At 68.8% G+C, this 16,223-nt stretch carries 15 protein-coding genes and 3 tRNA genes; 17 read left to right on the forward strand and 1 reads right to left on the reverse strand.

From position 1 onward, the window contains the following. Positions 1–7 precede the first annotated feature (7 nt). Together cls and ACIPV2_RS00625 are read left to right on the forward strand one after the other, a co-directional pair. On the forward strand, positions 8–1,471 hold the full coding sequence (gene cls, locus ACIPV2_RS00620) for a cardiolipin synthase (RefSeq protein ID WP_400837078.1): 1,464 nt from the start codon (positions 8–10) through the stop codon (positions 1,469–1,471). 58 nt (positions 1,472–1,529) lie between these two features. Beyond that, complete coding sequence (locus ACIPV2_RS00625) at positions 1,530–2,240, forward strand: hypothetical protein (protein WP_400837081.1); 711 nt, start codon at positions 1,530–1,532, stop codon at positions 2,238–2,240. 15 nt (positions 2,241–2,255) lie between these two features. Here ACIPV2_RS00625 and ACIPV2_RS00630 read toward each other — a convergent pair whose 3' ends face one another. Then, complete coding sequence (locus ACIPV2_RS00630; protein WP_400837083.1) at positions 2,256–3,254, reverse strand: diacylglycerol/lipid kinase family protein; 999 nt, start codon at positions 3,252–3,254, stop codon at positions 2,256–2,258. 73 nt (positions 3,255–3,327) lie between these two features. Between ACIPV2_RS00630 and serS the strand changes: the two genes are divergently transcribed. From serS to ACIPV2_RS00705, 15 genes are all read left to right on the forward strand, one after another. Beyond that, a complete protein-coding gene (serS, locus tag ACIPV2_RS00635) occupies positions 3,328–4,641 on the forward strand; it encodes a serine--tRNA ligase (protein WP_400837086.1) in 1,314 nt (437 codons plus the stop codon). Then, complete coding sequence (locus tag ACIPV2_RS00640; protein ID WP_400837089.1) at positions 4,638–5,432, forward strand: HAD-IIB family hydrolase; 795 nt, start codon at positions 4,638–4,640, stop codon at positions 5,430–5,432. The genes serS and ACIPV2_RS00640 overlap by 4 nt, the downstream gene beginning before the upstream one ends. 124 nt (positions 5,433–5,556) lie before the next feature. Beyond that, positions 5,557–5,641: transfer RNA gene (locus tag ACIPV2_RS00645), tRNA-Ser, on the forward strand. 22 nt (positions 5,642–5,663) lie between these two features. Beyond that, complete coding sequence (locus ACIPV2_RS00650; protein ID WP_400837092.1) at positions 5,664–6,947, forward strand: LCP family protein; 1,284 nt, start codon at positions 5,664–5,666, stop codon at positions 6,945–6,947. Positions 6,948–7,004: 57 nt separating this feature from the next. Next, positions 7,005–8,561, forward strand: coding sequence for an exo-alpha-sialidase (locus ACIPV2_RS00655; protein WP_400837094.1), 1,557 nt, complete (start codon positions 7,005–7,007; stop codon positions 8,559–8,561). Positions 8,562–8,638: 77 nt separating this feature from the next. Next, positions 8,639–8,730: transfer RNA gene (locus ACIPV2_RS00660), tRNA-Ser, on the forward strand. A 146-nt stretch (positions 8,731–8,876) separates the two neighbouring features. Further along, on the forward strand, positions 8,877–9,887 hold the full coding sequence (locus ACIPV2_RS00665; protein ID WP_400837097.1) for an SDR family oxidoreductase: 1,011 nt from the start codon (positions 8,877–8,879) through the stop codon (positions 9,885–9,887). 10 nt (positions 9,888–9,897) lie between these two features. Then, positions 9,898–10,884 (forward strand): aldo/keto reductase, encoded by a 987-nt coding sequence (locus tag ACIPV2_RS00670; RefSeq protein ID WP_400837100.1) that lies wholly within the window; start codon positions 9,898–9,900, stop codon positions 10,882–10,884. A gap of 91 nt (positions 10,885–10,975) precedes the next feature. Continuing rightward, positions 10,976–11,206 carry a multidrug transporter gene (locus tag ACIPV2_RS00675; protein WP_400837102.1) on the forward strand — a complete coding sequence of 77 codons (231 nt, stop codon included), beginning with the start codon at positions 10,976–10,978 and terminating at the stop codon, positions 11,204–11,206. Between the two features lie 53 nt (positions 11,207–11,259). After that, positions 11,260–12,879 carry a sodium-dependent transporter gene (locus ACIPV2_RS00680; protein WP_400837105.1) on the forward strand — a complete coding sequence of 540 codons (1,620 nt, stop codon included), beginning with the start codon at positions 11,260–11,262 and terminating at the stop codon, positions 12,877–12,879. Next, positions 12,876–13,010 (forward strand): methionine/alanine import family NSS transporter small subunit, encoded by a 135-nt coding sequence (locus tag ACIPV2_RS00685; RefSeq protein ID WP_400837108.1) that lies wholly within the window; start codon positions 12,876–12,878, stop codon positions 13,008–13,010. Before ACIPV2_RS00680 ends, ACIPV2_RS00685 begins: the two co-directional genes overlap by 4 nt. 69 nt (positions 13,011–13,079) lie before the next feature. Further along, on the forward strand, positions 13,080–13,739 hold the full coding sequence (locus ACIPV2_RS00690; RefSeq protein ID WP_400837111.1) for a GntR family transcriptional regulator: 660 nt from the start codon (positions 13,080–13,082) through the stop codon (positions 13,737–13,739). Positions 13,740–13,793: 54 nt separating this feature from the next. Then, on the forward strand, positions 13,794–14,426 hold the full coding sequence (locus ACIPV2_RS00695) for an asparagine synthase (RefSeq protein WP_400837114.1): 633 nt from the start codon (positions 13,794–13,796) through the stop codon (positions 14,424–14,426). Positions 14,427–14,498: 72 nt separating this feature from the next. Continuing rightward, positions 14,499–14,571, forward strand: a tRNA-Arg gene (locus ACIPV2_RS00700). A 113-nt stretch (positions 14,572–14,684) separates the two neighbouring features. Next, positions 14,685–16,214: an L-serine ammonia-lyase, iron-sulfur-dependent, subunit alpha gene (locus tag ACIPV2_RS00705; protein WP_400837117.1), complete on the forward strand. Its 1,530-nt coding sequence runs from the start codon at positions 14,685–14,687 to the stop codon at positions 16,212–16,214. The last annotated feature ends 9 nt before the right edge of the window (positions 16,215–16,223 follow it).

Below are 16,223 nucleotides of genomic sequence, written 5' to 3' on the forward strand. Positions count from 1 at the left end.
AGGCTCTGTGCTCGACGTGAACACCTGGCCCTGGTGGGCGGTGCTCGGCTATGTCGTCATCGACCTCAGCGTGCGTGTCTTCGCGGTCATCGTCGTCCCTCGCAACCGCCGCCCCACCGCGGCGATGGCGTGGCTGCTGGCGATCTTCTTCATCCCCGTCCTCGGCATCCTGCTCTTCCTCCTGATAGGGAACCCGAGACTGCCCCGTCTGCGCAGGCGCAAGCAGGAGCGGATCAACCACTACATCGCCGAGACGGCAAGCAATCTGCGTCTCGGCACGCTGCGTCCGGATCCGCCGGAGTGGTTCCCGCCGCTGGTCACCATGAGCCAGTCGATGGGCGCGCTGCCCCTCTCGGGCGACAACAGCGCGCACCTGATCAGCGACTATCAGACGTCACTCGACACGATGGCGGAAGCCATCCGCGGCGCGCAGGACTATGTGCACGTCGAGTTCTACATCCTGCAGTCGGACTCCTCGACCGACAACTTCTTCCGCGCCATGGAAGAGACCGCGGCCCGCGGCGTGCCGGTGCGGGTGCTGCTGGACTACTGGGCGAACCGCTGGAAGCCGAAGTATCGCGAGACCATCCGACGGCTCGAGAGGATGGGGGCCGACTGGCATCTCATGCTGCCCGTGCAGCCGCTGCGCGGCCGCATCCAGCGACCGGACCTGCGCAACCACCGCAAGCTGCTCGTGATCGACGGCACCGTCGGCTTCCTCGGTTCGCAGAACATCACGGACTCGTCGTACAACCTGCCCAAGAACATCCGTCTGGGGCTGCACTGGGTCGACCTGATGGTGCGCGTCGACGGGCCGGTCGTCGCGAGCCTCAACGCCGTGTTCCTCAGCGATTTCTACGCCGAGACCGACAGCGTGCCGGAGGGCATCGACATCACGCGCATCGAGACCGGACGCGGTGATCTGGACTGCCAGATCGTGCCGTCTGGCCCGGGCTTCGAGGTCGAGAACAACCTGCGTCTGTTCCTCGGCCTGCTGTACGCCGCGCAGGACCGGGTCATGATCGTCAGCCCCTACTTCGTGCCTGATGAGGCGCTTCTCGCGGCCGTCACCTCGGCCGTGGACCGTGGAGTGCAGGTCGAGCTGTTCGTCTCCGAGCAGGGCGATCAGGCGATGGTCTACCACGCGCAGCGCAGCTACTACGAGGCGCTGCTGCGCGCCGGCGTCCGCATCTGGATGTACCCGAAGCCGTACATTCTGCACACCAAGAGCCTGACCATCGACGATCAGGTCGCCGTGATCGGCTCGAGCAACATGGACATGCGCTCGTTCGGTCTGAACATGGAGGTGTCGATGCTCGTGCGCGGTGAGGAGTTCGTCGACGAGATGCGCGTCGTCGAGGACGACTACCGCGCGCTCAGCCGGGAGCTGACGCTGGAGGAGTGGATGCAGCAGCCGCTTCGCTCGACAGTGCTCGACAACCTCGCGCGTCTGACCTCCGCGCTGCAGTGAGCGCCGGCGGGCGCCGCTCGCATTGGGACGATCGTCGCTGCCGTGACACCATCAAGACATGAGACTCCTTCGCGCATCCTCCGCCGTCGCGACGCTCGCCGGCGTCGCCCTGCTCGCCACGGCGTGCGCGAGCGCCCCCGGCTCGGACGCGCCGACGAGCTCCCGCACGCCGAGCGGGCTCTCGACCCCGCCGATCGCCGATGGAGTGAGCGAGGTGGAGGTGGCGTGGCTCGATGGCGGTCGAGCGATCGCCGTGCTGACCTGGGGCTCGTCGTCCTGCGTCCCCACGTTGGGAGATGTCGAGGGGGACGGGCAGAGCATCAGCGTGACCCTCGCCGCGAGCAGCGAGAAGGCATGCACCGACGACCTCGCACCGCGGGCGCTCATGGTGCCCGTGCCGGAGGGCGTCGATGTCACCGCGGACGTCGAGGTCGAGATCGTGCACGGACAGCGCACCGACACGTCCGACCTCGAGGCGCTCGCCGAGGCCCCGCAGGGGCAGACCGAGTACCGACCGTCGGCGAGCTGGTTCGATGACGACGGCATCGTGCTGCTGACCTGGGGGTCGAGCTCGTGCCCGCCGATCGTGAACGACGTCCAGGCGACGGACGGCGGTGCGACCGTCACCCTTCAGGACATCGATCGCCCCTGCACGATGGACATGGCTCCCCGCCTGACGCCCCTCGCCGTTCCCGGTGGACATGCAGCTGGGCCGTATGAGCTGACGCTGGTCGGCGGCGGGCTCGACGGGAAGGTCGCCGTCGGCTGACCGCTACCGCCGCGCTCAAAAGCCGGACGTGTCGTGCCCCTCGGGCAGCACGATCGTGAGACCGCCGCGCTGCACACGACACACCATCCGCACCGCGACGCCCAGCTCGTCACCATCGAGCTCGATCGAGGTCGGTCCGATCATCGCCGCTTCGGCCGCCGCTCCACGCAGGTAGCGGATCGACGCATCCCTGCCACGGCGTTCGAGTACACGCCGCCCGGCGCGCGTGCGTCGCAGCACCGAGTTGTCCCACCACACCTTGCGCCAGATGCCGAGCCAGCCCAGCGGGCCGGTCGCCTGGATGAGGGCGATGTCCATCGCGCCGTCGTCGAGTGAGGCATCCGGAAGCAGCGCGATACCCGCCGGCAGGGCGCCGCAGTTCGCGAACAGCATGCTGTGCACCTTCGCGGAGTGCAGTCGTCCGTCGTCGATCTGATAGACGACGCGGAACGGCTTCGCGCCCGGCAGGGAGCGGGCTGCGCCGTCGAGGTACGCCACCCAGCCGACCGAGCGCTTCAGGTCGGGTCGCGTGTTGGCGATCATGTCGGCGTCCAGCCCCATGCCCGCGAGCACGACGAAGCCGTGCTCGGTGATGGTGCCGTCGGGTCGGTTCAGTCGCGCCCATCCCATGTCGACCGGGTACGTGAACCCCGTGAAGACGGCCTGCATCACCCTCTCGGTGTCGACCAGCGGCAGGCCGAGGTTGCGCGCGAAGAGGTTGCCGGTACCGCCCGGAAGGACGGCGAACGGGATGCCCGTGCCGGCCATGCTCTCGGCGACCGCCCGGATCGTGCCGTCGCCGCCCGCAGCGAGGACGGCGGCCGCGCCCGACTCGATCGCGGCGCGAGTGATGCCCTGACCCGGATCCTCGATGGTCGTCTCGTAGACGCGCGGGGGCACCCACCCGTGCGCCCGGGAGAGCGAGACGAGGCCGGAGCGCAGCCGCTCGACATCGACCTTCACCGGGTTGAGGACGAGAGCCGCGTGCGGGTGAGCGCTCCCGGATGCCGACATGCCGCCACTCTACGACCTGCGCCCTATGCCATCGCCGCCCAGGCTCGACCGACGCCGTCGATAGACTTGGCCCATGATCGATCTCGCCCTCCTCCGCGACGAGCCGGAGCTCGTCCGACGCTCACAGATCGCGCGCGGAAACGCGCCCGAAACCGTCGACGCGGCGATCGAGGCCGACCGATCGCGCCGGGATGCGCTGAATGCGTTCGAGACGCTGCGTGCCGAGCAGAACGCCTTCGGCAAGACGGTCGCCAAGGCGCCCAAGGACGAGAAGGCCGCGCTGGTCGCGCAGGCCAAGGAGCTCGCCGATCGCGTCAAGGCTGCCCAGCAGGCGGCGAATGAAGCTGCGGATGCCGCCGCCACAGCGCTCGAGCGCATCGAGAACGTCATCATCGACGGCGTGCCCGCCGGCGGCGAGGAGGACTTCGTCGAGCTGCGCCGCGTCGGCGACGTGCCCGCCTACGACTTCGAGCCTCGCGATCACCTCGAGCTCGGCGAGATGCTCGGCGCCATCGACATGGAGCGCGGCGTGAAGGTGTCGGGCTCGCGCTTCTACTTCCTCAAGGGCATCGGCGCCCGCCTCGAGATCGCGCTGATGAACCTCGCGCTCGACAAGGCGCTCGCGAACGGCTTCACCCCGATGATCGTGCCGACCCTCGTCCGGCCGGAGATCATGCAGGGCACCGGATTCCTCGGCGAGCACGCCGACGAGGTCTACCACCTCGACAAGGAGGACCTGTTCCTCGTCGGCACCAGCGAGGTTCCGCTCGCGGGCTACCACAAGGACGAGATCCTCGACCTCGGCGAGGGCGCTCACCGGTACGCCGGCTGGTCGACCTGCTATCGCAGCGAGGCCGGCTCATATGGCAAGGACACCCGCGGGATCATCCGGGTGCACCAGTTCAACAAGCTCGAGATGTTCGTCTACACGACTCCCGAAGACGCCGAGGCCGAGCACGAACGCCTCGTCGCGCTGCAGGAGGAGATGCTCACCGCTCTCGGTCTCGCGTACCGCGTGATCGACGTGGCTGCCGGCGACCTCGGTTCGAGCGCCGCCCGCAAGTTCGACATCGAGGCGTGGGTGCCCACGCAGGGCACGTTCCGCGAGCTCACCTCGACGTCGAACTGCACGACGTACCAGGCGCGCCGCCTCGACATCCGGTACCGCCCGGCTTCCGATGACGCGGCTGCTGCGAAGACGCGGGCGGTGGCGACCCTGAACGGCACCCTGGCCACCACCCGCTGGATCGTCGCGATCCTCGAGACGCACCAGCAAGCCGACGGCTCGGTCACCGTGCCGGAGGTGCTTCGGCCCTATCTCGGCGGCATCGACGTGCTGCGCCCCCTCGGCTGGTCCGAACCGACCGTCACGCAGGGTACCGAGTGAGCTCGCGGGGCCTGGTCGGGCTCGACGTCGACGGCACCATCCTGCTGCAGGATGAGACTCTCAGTCCCGGTGTCGCGGAGGCTGTCGCCGAGGTGCGCAACGCCGGCTACGAGGTCATGATCGCGACCGGACGCAGCTGGGGCGGCACCAAGCGATATGTCGACGAGCTGGGCCTGACCGCCGAGTATGTGGTCTGCTCGAACGGTGCGGTCGTGATGCGTCGCGCAGGTGAGGAGTGGGAGCGCTGGCGCGTCGAGGTCTTCGACCCCGCTCCCGTGCTCACGCTGCTGCGCGAGACCCTTCCCGAGGCGCGGTACATGGTCGAGCTCGGCTCCGGTGAGCGGCTCTACACCGAGGTGCTCGACGACTGGACCATCGATGCCGGCCGTCAGGTCGAGTTCGATGAGCTCATGCAGCAGCCGGTCTCCCGCATCGTCGTCGTCTCACCCGAGCACGACGAGGCCGACTTCCAGCGCATCGTCGCCGAGGTCGGCCTGAACGAGGTCTCGTACGCGGTCGGCTGGACGGCATGGCTCGACATCGCCCCGAAGGGCGTCGACAAGGGGACCGCACTGGAGCGCGTGCGGGTGCAGCTCGCCGTGCCGCGCGAGAACGTGCTCGTGGCGGGCGACGGTCGCAACGATCTGGGCATGTTCGCCTGGGCACTCGCCGGCGGCGGGCGGGCGGTGGCCATGGGGCAGGCGGTCGACGAAGTGCAGGATGCCGCCGGCGAGCTCACCCAGGCCGTGGAGGACGGCGGTCTGGCATCCGCTCTGCGCACCCTTCTCTGACCGCACCCTTCTCTGGCCTCCGCCCAGAAGATCCCCAGGCGGACGCGTGAGAATGAGTCGTCCTGATCGGCTTCCCCGAAACCGATAGACTCGACGACTGACCGACCGGTGCAAACCGGCGTCGGGAGGGTTGTCCGAGCGGCCGATGGACCTGGTCTTGAAAACCAGTGGGCAGCAATGTCCCGTGGGTTCGAATCCCACACCCTCCGCTTCCTGTTGAAAGGCCACCGAGTGAGCACGTCCGTCAAACGGCGCCAGCCCGTGGCGCGCCATGGTCAGCTGCGTTCGCCCAGTGCCGTGGGACAGCTGCTCAAGATCGTCGGCGTCGTGCTCGCCGTGGTGCTCGTGAGCGGCGTGGGCGTCGCCGGGTACGTGCTCAACAGCTTCACCACGACCGTGGCCGCCAACGCGGTCGAGCTCGAGGACACCAAGGAGCTTCCGCCGGACATCGGCGCGTATCCGGGTGGCTTCGACATCCTCCTCGCCGGCGTCGACACCTGCGAGGAGAAGTACGCATACCTGTTCGGCGAACGCTGCACCGGCAAGGACGCCGGCGGAACGCTCAACGACGTGAACCTGCTCGTGCACGTGTCGGCTGAGCCGCGCCGCGTCACGGCCGTGAGCTTCCCACGAGACCTGATGCTGCCCATCCCCGCCTGCACCGACGCAGAAGGGCGCACGAACTCCGCCATGAGCAAGCAGCCGCTGAACGTCGCGTACGAGCACGGCGGCGATGGCGGCGGATTGAACTGCGTCGCGCAGACCATCTCGAAGCTCACGGGCGAAGACATCGAGTTCGCGGCGAAGGTCACCTTCGGTGGTGTGATCGAGATCACGGATGCCATCGGCGGCGTCGACGTGTGCCTCGCGAACCCCATCAAGGACAAGTACACCGGTCTCGACATGCCGGCGGGCACGCACACGATCCAGGGCATGCAGGCGCTGCAGTTCCTGCGCACCCGCCACGGCGTCGGCGACGGGTCGGACCTGGGCCGCATCGGCAACCAGCAGCAGTACATGTCGAGCCTCGCGCGCAAGATGATCAGCGGCGAGGTGCTCGGCAACGTGCCCACGATGCTGCGCCTGGCCGACACCGGGCTCAACAACCTCGAGGCCTCGACCTCGCTGGCCGACCCGATGAAGATCGTGCAGATCGCACTGGCCGTCAAGAGCGTGCCTTTCGAGGACATCGTCTTCGTGCAGTACCCGACCGCAGCAGACCCCAGCGACCCCAACAAGGTCGTGCCCGACAAGCAGGCGGCCACCGCGCTGTGGGAGGCGATCGCCGCCAACAAGCAGCTGCAGATCACGCACCAGAACACGGCCGACGACGGTGTGGTCGTGCAGCAGCCCGAGACGCCCGCGACGCCCGAGACACCTGCCACCGACGCACCCGATGCGGGCACGACGGAGACCGCTGCCCCGGTGCCCGACGATGTGGCGCAGCTGCCCAGCTCGATCAAGGGCAACTCGGCCGCGGTGCAGACCTGCTCCAACGGAAACGTCCGCCGCTGATTCGTGACTGCCCCGCGGCACGGGTCGGCTGACGGCGCCAGTCGGTAGCATCGTCTGGTGACCACCCTCCCGATCGCTCGCCGCGGCGAGGGCGGCTACGCGCAGTACCGCATCCCCGCGCTCGCCGTGACCACCCGCGGAACTCTGCTCGCCGCCTACGACGGCCGGCCGAACCTCGACGACCTGCCCAGTCCGATAGACCTGCTGCTGCGGCGCAGCGTGGACGGCGGTGCGACGTGGGGGCCGCAGACGGTCGTGCGCACCGGCACCGGACTTCAGGGTTTCGGCGACCCGTCGCTGCTCGTGGACACCGCGACGGAGCGGATATTCATGTTCCACGCGGCCGGCACGCGGGCCGGCTTCTTCGAAGCCGTCGAGGGCACCGAGCCCGTCGATGAGGTGCAGCACGTCGACATATCGGTGTCAGACGACGACGGCCTCACCTGGGAGCACCGGCGCCTCACCACTCAGCTCAAGCGGCCCGGCATCACCGGCATCTTCGCCGCATCCGGCACCGGTGTGCGCCTCGACGAGGGCGAGTACGCCGGCCGTCTCGTGCAGCCCATGGTGCTGCTGGACGACGGGGAGATCACGGCGGCCGCCGCATTCAGCGATGATCACGGCGAGACCTGGATGCTGGGAGCCGCCGTCGGCGGCGGCACGAACGAGTCGTCGATCGCGGCGCTGCCCGATGGATCGCTGCTGCTGCACTCGCGCGGCACGCCGCACCGACTGGCATCGCGCTCCACAGACGGCGGTGCGACGTGGAGCGCGGTCGAGCAGATCGCGGGGCTGCCCGACCCCAGCGACAACGGATCACTGCTCGCCCTGACAGCTACCCCGTCGGCACCGGGAGCACTGCTCGTCACCTCCAACCTCGACCCGGACATGCGCCGCAACACGGCGGTGAGCCTGTCGTTCGACGGTGGGGCTACCTGGCCGCATCAGCACGGGATCTGCGAGGGCAGCTCGGGGTACTCGAACGCGGCCGTGCTGCCCGGCGGCCGCATCGGCGTGCTGTACGAGCGGGAAGGGTACTCCGAGCTCGTCTTCACTGCCGTGAGCGTGTCGCAGATCCAGGATGTCGGCCCCATCGACCCCGAGGCGGCCCGCATCACGGCGCCGTCCGCCCCCACCCTCGAAGTGATCCTGCGCTCGATCACACCTGGACTGCCCGACGAGTGGGTGCACGTCGGCGAGCATCACGTCTACCCCGTCGATGCAGGAGGCGTCGGCGTGAGTGCGTGGAAGGAGGTCGGCCAGGCGTACGGGGCGGCAGGTGGCATGATCCTCGGCACCCGTGAGGCGCAGCTGCGCAACTACGGGCCTCCGCGGCCGGGGCTACGCGCAGGGGACATCCTCGCGTTCCACGTGCGGGTGCGCGTGCCCGCGGATGCGGGGGCACGGAACGTCGTGCTGGAGCATCCGGGTGGGAGCACCGCGCCGCAGGACATTCCCGCCGGCGGAAGGCTGCTGTTCTCGGCGCCCTACCCGGCACTCACCGTCGCGGATGCCGACATCGCCGTGGGCACGGTCACGGCGCGGTTCACGGTTTCCGCGCTCGGGCTGGCGCGTGAGCTGCGATTCGACTGCGCGACGGGCCGCCCGATCTGACCGTACGGACTCGATTCGTGGGGGACTCGTAGAACCCGTTATGATTGCAAGGCGCATCCGGTGGACACTGGATGCCTGGAGACGTCGCATAGTCAGGCCTAGTGCACCACCCTGCTAAGGTGGAGTCCTCGCAAGGGGACCGAGGGTTCAAATCCCTCCGTCTCCGCCAAGAATCCGGATCTCGGGACGAAGTCTCGGGAGCCGGATTTTTCGCTGTGGTGGGTGGAGGGGCCGCGACGGATCAGATCCCTCCGTCTCCGCTGCACGCGCTTCTTCTTCGCCGCCCCGGCCTCGCTCCTCGGTAGAGTGCACCGCATGACTGCGTTGAAGGTGCTGTTCATCGGCGGAACGGGAATCATCTCCTCGGCGGCGAGCGAACTCGCCGCCCGGCGCGGCATGGAGGTGACGCTGCTGAACCGCGGGCAGTCGCACCGAGCCCCGGCGGAAGGCGTCGAAGTGCTCACGGCCGACATCTCCGATGCCGCCGCGGTCGACGCTGCGCTTCGCGGTCGCGAGTTCGACGTGGTCGCCGACATGATCGCCTTCACTCCTGATCAGGTGCAGCGTGACATCGACCGCTTCGAGGGGCGCACCGGGCAGTACGTCTTCATCAGCTCGGCATCCGCCTATCAGAAGCCGGTGGCGCACCTGCCGATCACGGAGTCGACCCCGCTGCGCAATCCGCACTGGCAGTACTCGCGCGACAAGATCGCGTGCGAGGAGCTGCTGACCAGGGCGTATCGCGGCCGTGACTTCCCGGTGACGGTGCTGCGCCCCTCGCACACCTATGACAAGTGGACGATCCCGGCGTTCGGCGGGTGGACCGCGATCGATCGGATCCGCCGCGGCGAGGAGATCGTCGTCCACGGCGACGGCACATCGCTGTGGACCCTCACCCACGCGAGCGACTTCGCGGTCGGATTCGTCGGGCTCCTCGGCAATCCGCTCGCCTACGGGGACACCTTCCAGATCACGAGCGATTTCGTCTACACCTGGAACGAGATCTACTCGATCCTCGGGCGGGCCGCCGGAGCGGAAGCCCGCCTGCGATATGCGCCGAGCGCCGAGATCGAGCGGCTCGCTCCGGAGCGGGCGGGCCAGCTCACCGGTGACATGGCGCACTCCGTCGTCTTCGACAACACCAAGATCCGCCGGCTCGTACCGGACTTCAACCCGACCGCCGCCCTCCACCACACCGCGCGCGAGATCATCGACTGGCATGACGCGCATCCCGAGCTGCAGCGTGTCGACCCTGCTCTGGACGCGCTCTTCACCGAACTCCTGTCCTCCCGCCGCGGCGGCGTCGATCATGGGGACACGCCCTAAGCTCGGTGTCATGCAGCATCGCACTCTGGGTCGCACTGGTCGCGACGTCTCCGTCATCGGTCTCGGCACGTGGCAGCTCGGCGCGGACTGGGGTGAGGTGAGCGAAGCGGATGCCAGGGCCGTGCTCGATGCGAGCGCCGAAGCCGGCGTCACGTTCTTCGACACCGCCGACGTCTACGGCGACGGGCGCAGCGAGTCGCTGATCGGCGCGTGGCGGCGGGACAACCCGGATGCCCCGCTGACCGTCGCCACCAAGATGGGCCGCCGAGTCGAGCAGATCCCGGCGAACTACGTGCTCGAGAACTTCCGCGACTGGACCGACCGCAGCCGCCGGAACCTCGGCGTCGACACGCTCGATCTCGTGCAGCTGCACTGCCCGCCGACCGCGGTCTACTCCGCCGACGCCGTCTTCGACGCGCTCGACACCCTGGTGGCCGAGCAGGCCATCGCCGCCTACGGAGTGAGCGTCGAGACCACTGCCGAGGCGCTCGCCGCCATCGCGCGCCCGAGCGTTGCGACGGTGCAGATCATCCTCAACGCCTTCCGTCTGAAGCCGCTCGACGAGGTCCTTGCCGCAGCCATCGAGGCCGGCGTCGGCATCATCGCACGCGTGCCGCTCGCGAGCGGACTTCTCTCGGGCCGCTACTCCCACGACACGGAGTTCGCCGCGAACGACCACCGCAGCTTCAACCGGCACGGCGAGGCCTTCGACCAGGGTGAGACGTTCTCGGGCGTCGACTACGACCAGGGCGTGGAGGCGGCGCAGGAGTTCTCCGCGCTCGCCGCGAGCGCGGAGCTCGCCCCGGCGACGGCGGCTCTCGCGTGGGTCTCTCAGCTTCCGGGCGTCTCGTCCGTGATCCCCGGTGCGCGCAGCACCGCGCAGGCGCAAGCGAATGCGGCCGCGGGGTCGGTCCCCGAGCTCGGCGAGGCCTTCACCGCAGCTGTGCGGGATCTCTACGACCGCCGGTTCCGCGCGGACGTCCACCCGCGCTGGTGAACAGCGGGATCCCGGCGCAGGGTTTCTACCACCTCCGCTGGTCGGCGGCCAGGGTCTCGCCCGCGCCGCCCGCGCGGGAGATGGTCGTGGCATGAGCGAGAACGATGACGCCATCGACGGCATGACCCACGAGCAGAAGCTGCGCGACCAGTTCCTTCGGGCGGAGCACTCCACTGAGGCCGATGCGGCACCGCGCATCGAGGTGACCGAGCACGACGGCAATGTGCGCATCGACGTCGCCGACACCGCAGCCGTGCGCCCTGGCCCCGGGCCGGGCGTGGACGGTGCCGACGACCCGAGAGACGCACCTCGCTCCGACTGAGCTCGGCGGCGAGGCCAGCCGGCTCCGCCGCACCTCTCCGGTAGCCTCGGAGCATGGCGAATGCAACGACGCAGACCAAGAAGCGCGAGGCCTTCGGCTCGCGCAACGTCTTCATCATGTCGGCGATCGGCTCTGCGGTCGGACTCGGCAACATCTGGCGGTTCCCGTACGTCGCATACGAGGGCGGCGGTGGCGCGTTCCTCATCCCCTACCTGTGCGCGCTGCTGACCGCGGGTATCCCGCTGCTCTTCTTCGACTACGCGATCGGGCACCGCTTCCGCGGCTCTGCGCCACTCGCGTTCCGGCGCATGAGCCGTGCGGCCGAGCCGCTGGGCTGGTGGCAGGTGCTGATCTGCGTCGTGATCGCCACCTACTATGCCGTCATCATCGCGTGGGCGGCCATGTACACCTGGTTCTCGGCGCAGATCACCTGGGGCAAGGGCAACGAGCAGGACTACTTCTTCTCCGACTTCCTCCAGATGGGCGACATTGAGAAGGGCGTCTCGCTCGAGTTCGTGCCCCAGGTCGGCATCCCGCTGATCGGCGTGTGGCTCGTCGTGATCATCATCATGGCGCTGGGCGTCAAGCGAGGCATCGGCGCCGCCAACATGATCCTCATGCCGCTGCTGACGCTCATGTTCGCCACGCTCGTCGTGCAGGCTCTGTTCCTGCCCGGGGCCATGGACGGCCTGAACGCCTTCTTCACTCCGAACTGGGAGGCGCTCGCCGACCCGGGCGTGTGGGCCTCCGCATACGGCCACATCTTCTTCTCGCTGTCGGTGGCCTTCGGCATCATGGTCACGTACTCGTCGTACCTGAAGCGCAAGACAGACCTCACCGGCTCGGGCCTCGTCGTGGGCTTCGCGAACTCCGGCTTCGAGATCCTCGCCGGAATCGGAGTGTTCGCCGCCCTGGGCTTCATGGCGCAGGCCCAGAACACCGACGTCTCGGGCGTCGCATCCTCGGGCATCGGCCTGGCATTCATCGCCTTCCCCACGATCGTCTCGCAGGCCACGGGCGGCTCGATCTTCGGAGTCCTCTTCTTCGGCGCCCTGGTGTTCGCCGGCATCACCTCCCTCATCTCCGTGCTCGAAGTGGTCGTCGCCGCCCTGCAGGACAAGCTCGGCTGGGGTCGCGTGCGCACCACGCTCACGGTGGCGATCCCCGTCGCGCTGATCTCGATCGCGTTCTTCTCGACCACCACCGCTCTGCAGGTGCTCGACGCGACCGACGCGTTCGTCAACGCCTTCGGCATCATGGCAGTGGCCCTCGTCGCAGTCATCCTCGTCGCCTGGATCCTGCGCAAGCTGCCGGTGCTGCGCGAGCACCTGAACAAGCGCTCCAGCTTCGGGCTCGGCTGGGTCTGGATGCTGCTGGTGGGCGCGCTCGCCCCGATCGTTCTCGGCTACCTGTTCATCAGCGAGATCATCACGAAGATCACCACGCCGTACGAGGGCTATCCGCTCTGGTTCCTGGCGATCTTCGGCTGGGGGATGGTGATCGCGCTCATCGTGTTCGCGATCCTCCTGTCGCTGCTGCCGTGGAGCCATCGCTCGCATGCGAAGGACGATCCCGAGTACGACGAGTTCCTCGTCGTGGAGAACTACGAACCGGATGCCGAGACCGGAAGCATCGCCGTGGCGGACGCCCGCCGGAAGGGAGCACGACCGTGACCTCCACCGCTGTCGTCATGATGATCGTCGCGATGGTCACTGTGTGGGGAGGGCTCGCTCTCGCCGTCGTGAACCTGGTGCGTCACCCCGAGGTCGCTGAAGACGAGCCCGGGCCGCCCGTCGAGCTCTGACACATCGACCGCACCGTCCGGAATGCCGGAACACTGGCCGAAACGGCCCGGTGGTGGTTGAATCCGATCATGCCGGTAGGTGGAATGTCGGGCCTCGAGTCGGAGCGCGTCGCCGATGCGCTCCGCGAGGACATCATGTCGGGCCGGCGCCCTCCCGGGTCACGGCTGGTCGAGCGCGACATCGCCGCCGAGCTCGAGGTGTCGCGCCTGCCGGTGCGCGAGGCGATCAAGGCCCTGGTCGCCGACGGGATAGTCGTGGCGCGGCCACGCAGCTGGGCGACGGTCCGAGAGTTCTCGCCGCACGATCTGCAGGGTTTCGCCGAAGTGCGCGAGGCTCTCGAGACGCTCTCGTTCGTGCTGGCGGCGCAGCGCATCGACGAGGTCGGGATCGCGCTGCTCGAGTCGCTGGTCACTCAGGAGGCGGCTGCGGCGGCGCTGGGCGACGTCGAAGGGGCACGGCAGGCGTCGACGGCGTTCCACATGGCCGTCGTGCGGCTGTCTCAGAACGCCATGCTCGTCGAACTGGCGAGCTCTCTCGTCACCCGGCTGCGATGGCTGTTCGGGCAGCACGACGGTCTCGCCGACATGGCATCCACGCACCGCGAGATCCTCGACGCGATCCGCGCGCGCGATGTCGAGGCGCTGCGGCGGCTGATCCCGGAGCATCTGGCCGAGGGAAGGGCGGCAGCTCACGAGCGGCTTTTCGGGGCATCCACTCCGCCCGCGTGAATCCGCCCCACCGCTGTCGGTGGGGTGCCGGTACGCTCGATTCGGGAGGTACTCGTGGGACGAACAGCTGATGCCGTCGCCGAGGGCGTAGCGATCGCCACGGCGGCCGTTCGGCTGACCGTGAAGAACCAGATCCTGGTCGGGACGATCGCGCAGGGAGGCACCTTCGAGATCGACCACTACATGGACGAGGCCCGGGTCGCGCTGCGGGCGATGGCCGACGAGTCCGAACAGGCCGCTGAGCACCTCACTGCACTTCGCAAGCGGGCGCGCGGCAGGCACTCCGACCCGCACGGCACCCACGACTACCGTGATCGCGACGTGCGCAATCTGCGCCGTCGCGCCAAGCAGTCGCTCGGGGTCGCCACCCATCTGCGCGAGATGACCGAAGACCCCGAGGCGCTGCGCGCGCTCGTCGAAGAGGCGAGAGCGGCCGCATGGGCCGATGTGCGCAGCAACCTCGACCGCCGACTGCGCGTCGAGGGGATGCGGGCGGATCAGGATCCCGAGTACGAGCAGATGCGAGAGGCGCGGATGCAGGCGCTCAAGCTCGTCGATCTGCAGGCACTGTCGTCGGAGCAGCGTGCCCGCCGCAAACGCGAGAAAGCGGCCGAGAAGGCGGCGGAGAAGGACCCTTCGCGGGGGGAGCGCGACGGCAAGCGCACCCTCTGGACACGCCGGGCGTGAGCCGGGTCTGACCCGATTCGCTTCTCGGCGCAACGTGTTGTAGGCTGTTCTTCGGCCCGCTGAGCGGGCCCTGCGCCCCTAGCTCAATGGATAGAGCATCTGACTACGGATCAGAAGGTTGGGGGTTCGAGTCCCTCGGGGCGCACACTGTGTTGAGACAGTAGTGAAACCCCCGTCGCGAGAGCGGCGGGGGTTTCGCCTTTCCTCTGGGGGTCTCCCAGCGGCCCGGAAGGCCGGCCTCGGACGTAGGCTGGAGAGGTGACTGCGTACGTCTCGGCTTTCGATCTGTTCTCCATCGGTGTGGGGCCGTCGAGCTCGCATACCGTGGGGCCGATGCGCGCCGGCGTCGACTTCGCCGATCGGCTGCGCGCCGAGGGGCTGCTCCGCGGCGTCGCCCGCGTTCGGTGCGAGCTGTTCGGCTCACTGGGAGCGACCGGGCTCGGCCACGGCACCCCGGATGCCGTGGTCGCCGGCCTGCAGGGGCTGCACCCCGAGACCTGCGAGCCCGCTGACGTGCGCGAGCTCTGGAGCCGCTGGCCCGAGGAGCGCGACCTGCTGCTGGCGGGGGAGCACCGCATTCCGTTCGTGAAGGACGACATCGCCTTCGTCCCGCGCACTCGCCTGCCCGGTCACCCCAACGCGATGACCCTGCACGCGCTCGACGCCGAGGGAGCTGCGGTGCTCGAGCAGACGTACTACTCGGTCGGCGGAGGGTTCATCCGCCGCGACGGCGAAGACGCACGGGTCACCGTGGCCCCGCAGCCGTACCCCTACGACACAGCCGAAGAGCTTCTCGCGCTGTGCGACGAGACGGGCATGTCGATCGCCGAGATCGCTCGCGCGAACGAGATGGCGGTGCGCACCGAAGAACAGGTCGCGGCCGGCCTCGACGCGATCTGGGATGCCATGGCGTCGTGCGTCGACGCGGGGCTGCATTCGGAGGGCACGCTGCCGGGCATCCTGAAGGTGAAGCGCCGCGCGGGCGACATCCGCCAGCAGCTCGAGGCTGCGGAAGCCGACGGGCATGCCGCCCTGCCCGGCGAATGGCTGGGCGCCTTCGCTCTCGCCGTGAACGAGGAGAACGCGGCCGGTGGGCGCGTCGTCACTGCACCCACGAATGGTGCGGCCGGCATCCTGCCCGCTGTCGCCATGTACTGGTGGCGCTTCCTCGCCGACTCCGGTCTGGGCGTCGGCAACGCGGTCACTCCGCACGGTGAGCTCGTCGGCAGCGCCCTGCTCGGCTTCCGCTCGTCTGACAACTCGTCGGCCTCCTCTGGGTCCCTGAGCCTGTCGAAGGGCCCGGCCTCCCCGGACGGTGACGACGCCGCCGTGGCCGACGCGAACCGGCGCCGCGGCATCCGCCGGTTCCTGCTCACCGCCACCGCACTCGGCTCGCTGTTCAAGGCGAACGCGTCGATCTCGGGCGCCGAAGGCGGCTGCCAGGCCGAGGTCGGGTCGGCCTGTGCGATGGCGGCAGGCGGCCTCACCGCGGTGATGGGCGGCACCGTGCGGCAGATCGAGAACGCCGCCGAGATCGCCATGGAGCACCACCTGGGTCTCACCTGCGATCCGATCGGCGGGCTCGTGCAGATCCCGTGCATCGAGCGCAACGCGATCGCCGCATCGACGGCCGTCACAGCCGCGCGTCTCGCGCTGCGCGGCGACGGTCACCACTACGTCTCGCTGGATGCCGTGGTCGAGACCATGCGCCAGACCGGTCTCGACATGTCGACGAAGTACAAGGAGACCAGCGAGGGCGGCCTCGCGGTGAACGTCATCGAGTGCTGACTCGGCGGC

Source organism: Microbacterium sp. NPDC089987 (assembly GCF_044748505.1).
GTDB lineage: Bacteria > Actinomycetota > Actinomycetes > Actinomycetales > Microbacteriaceae > Microbacterium.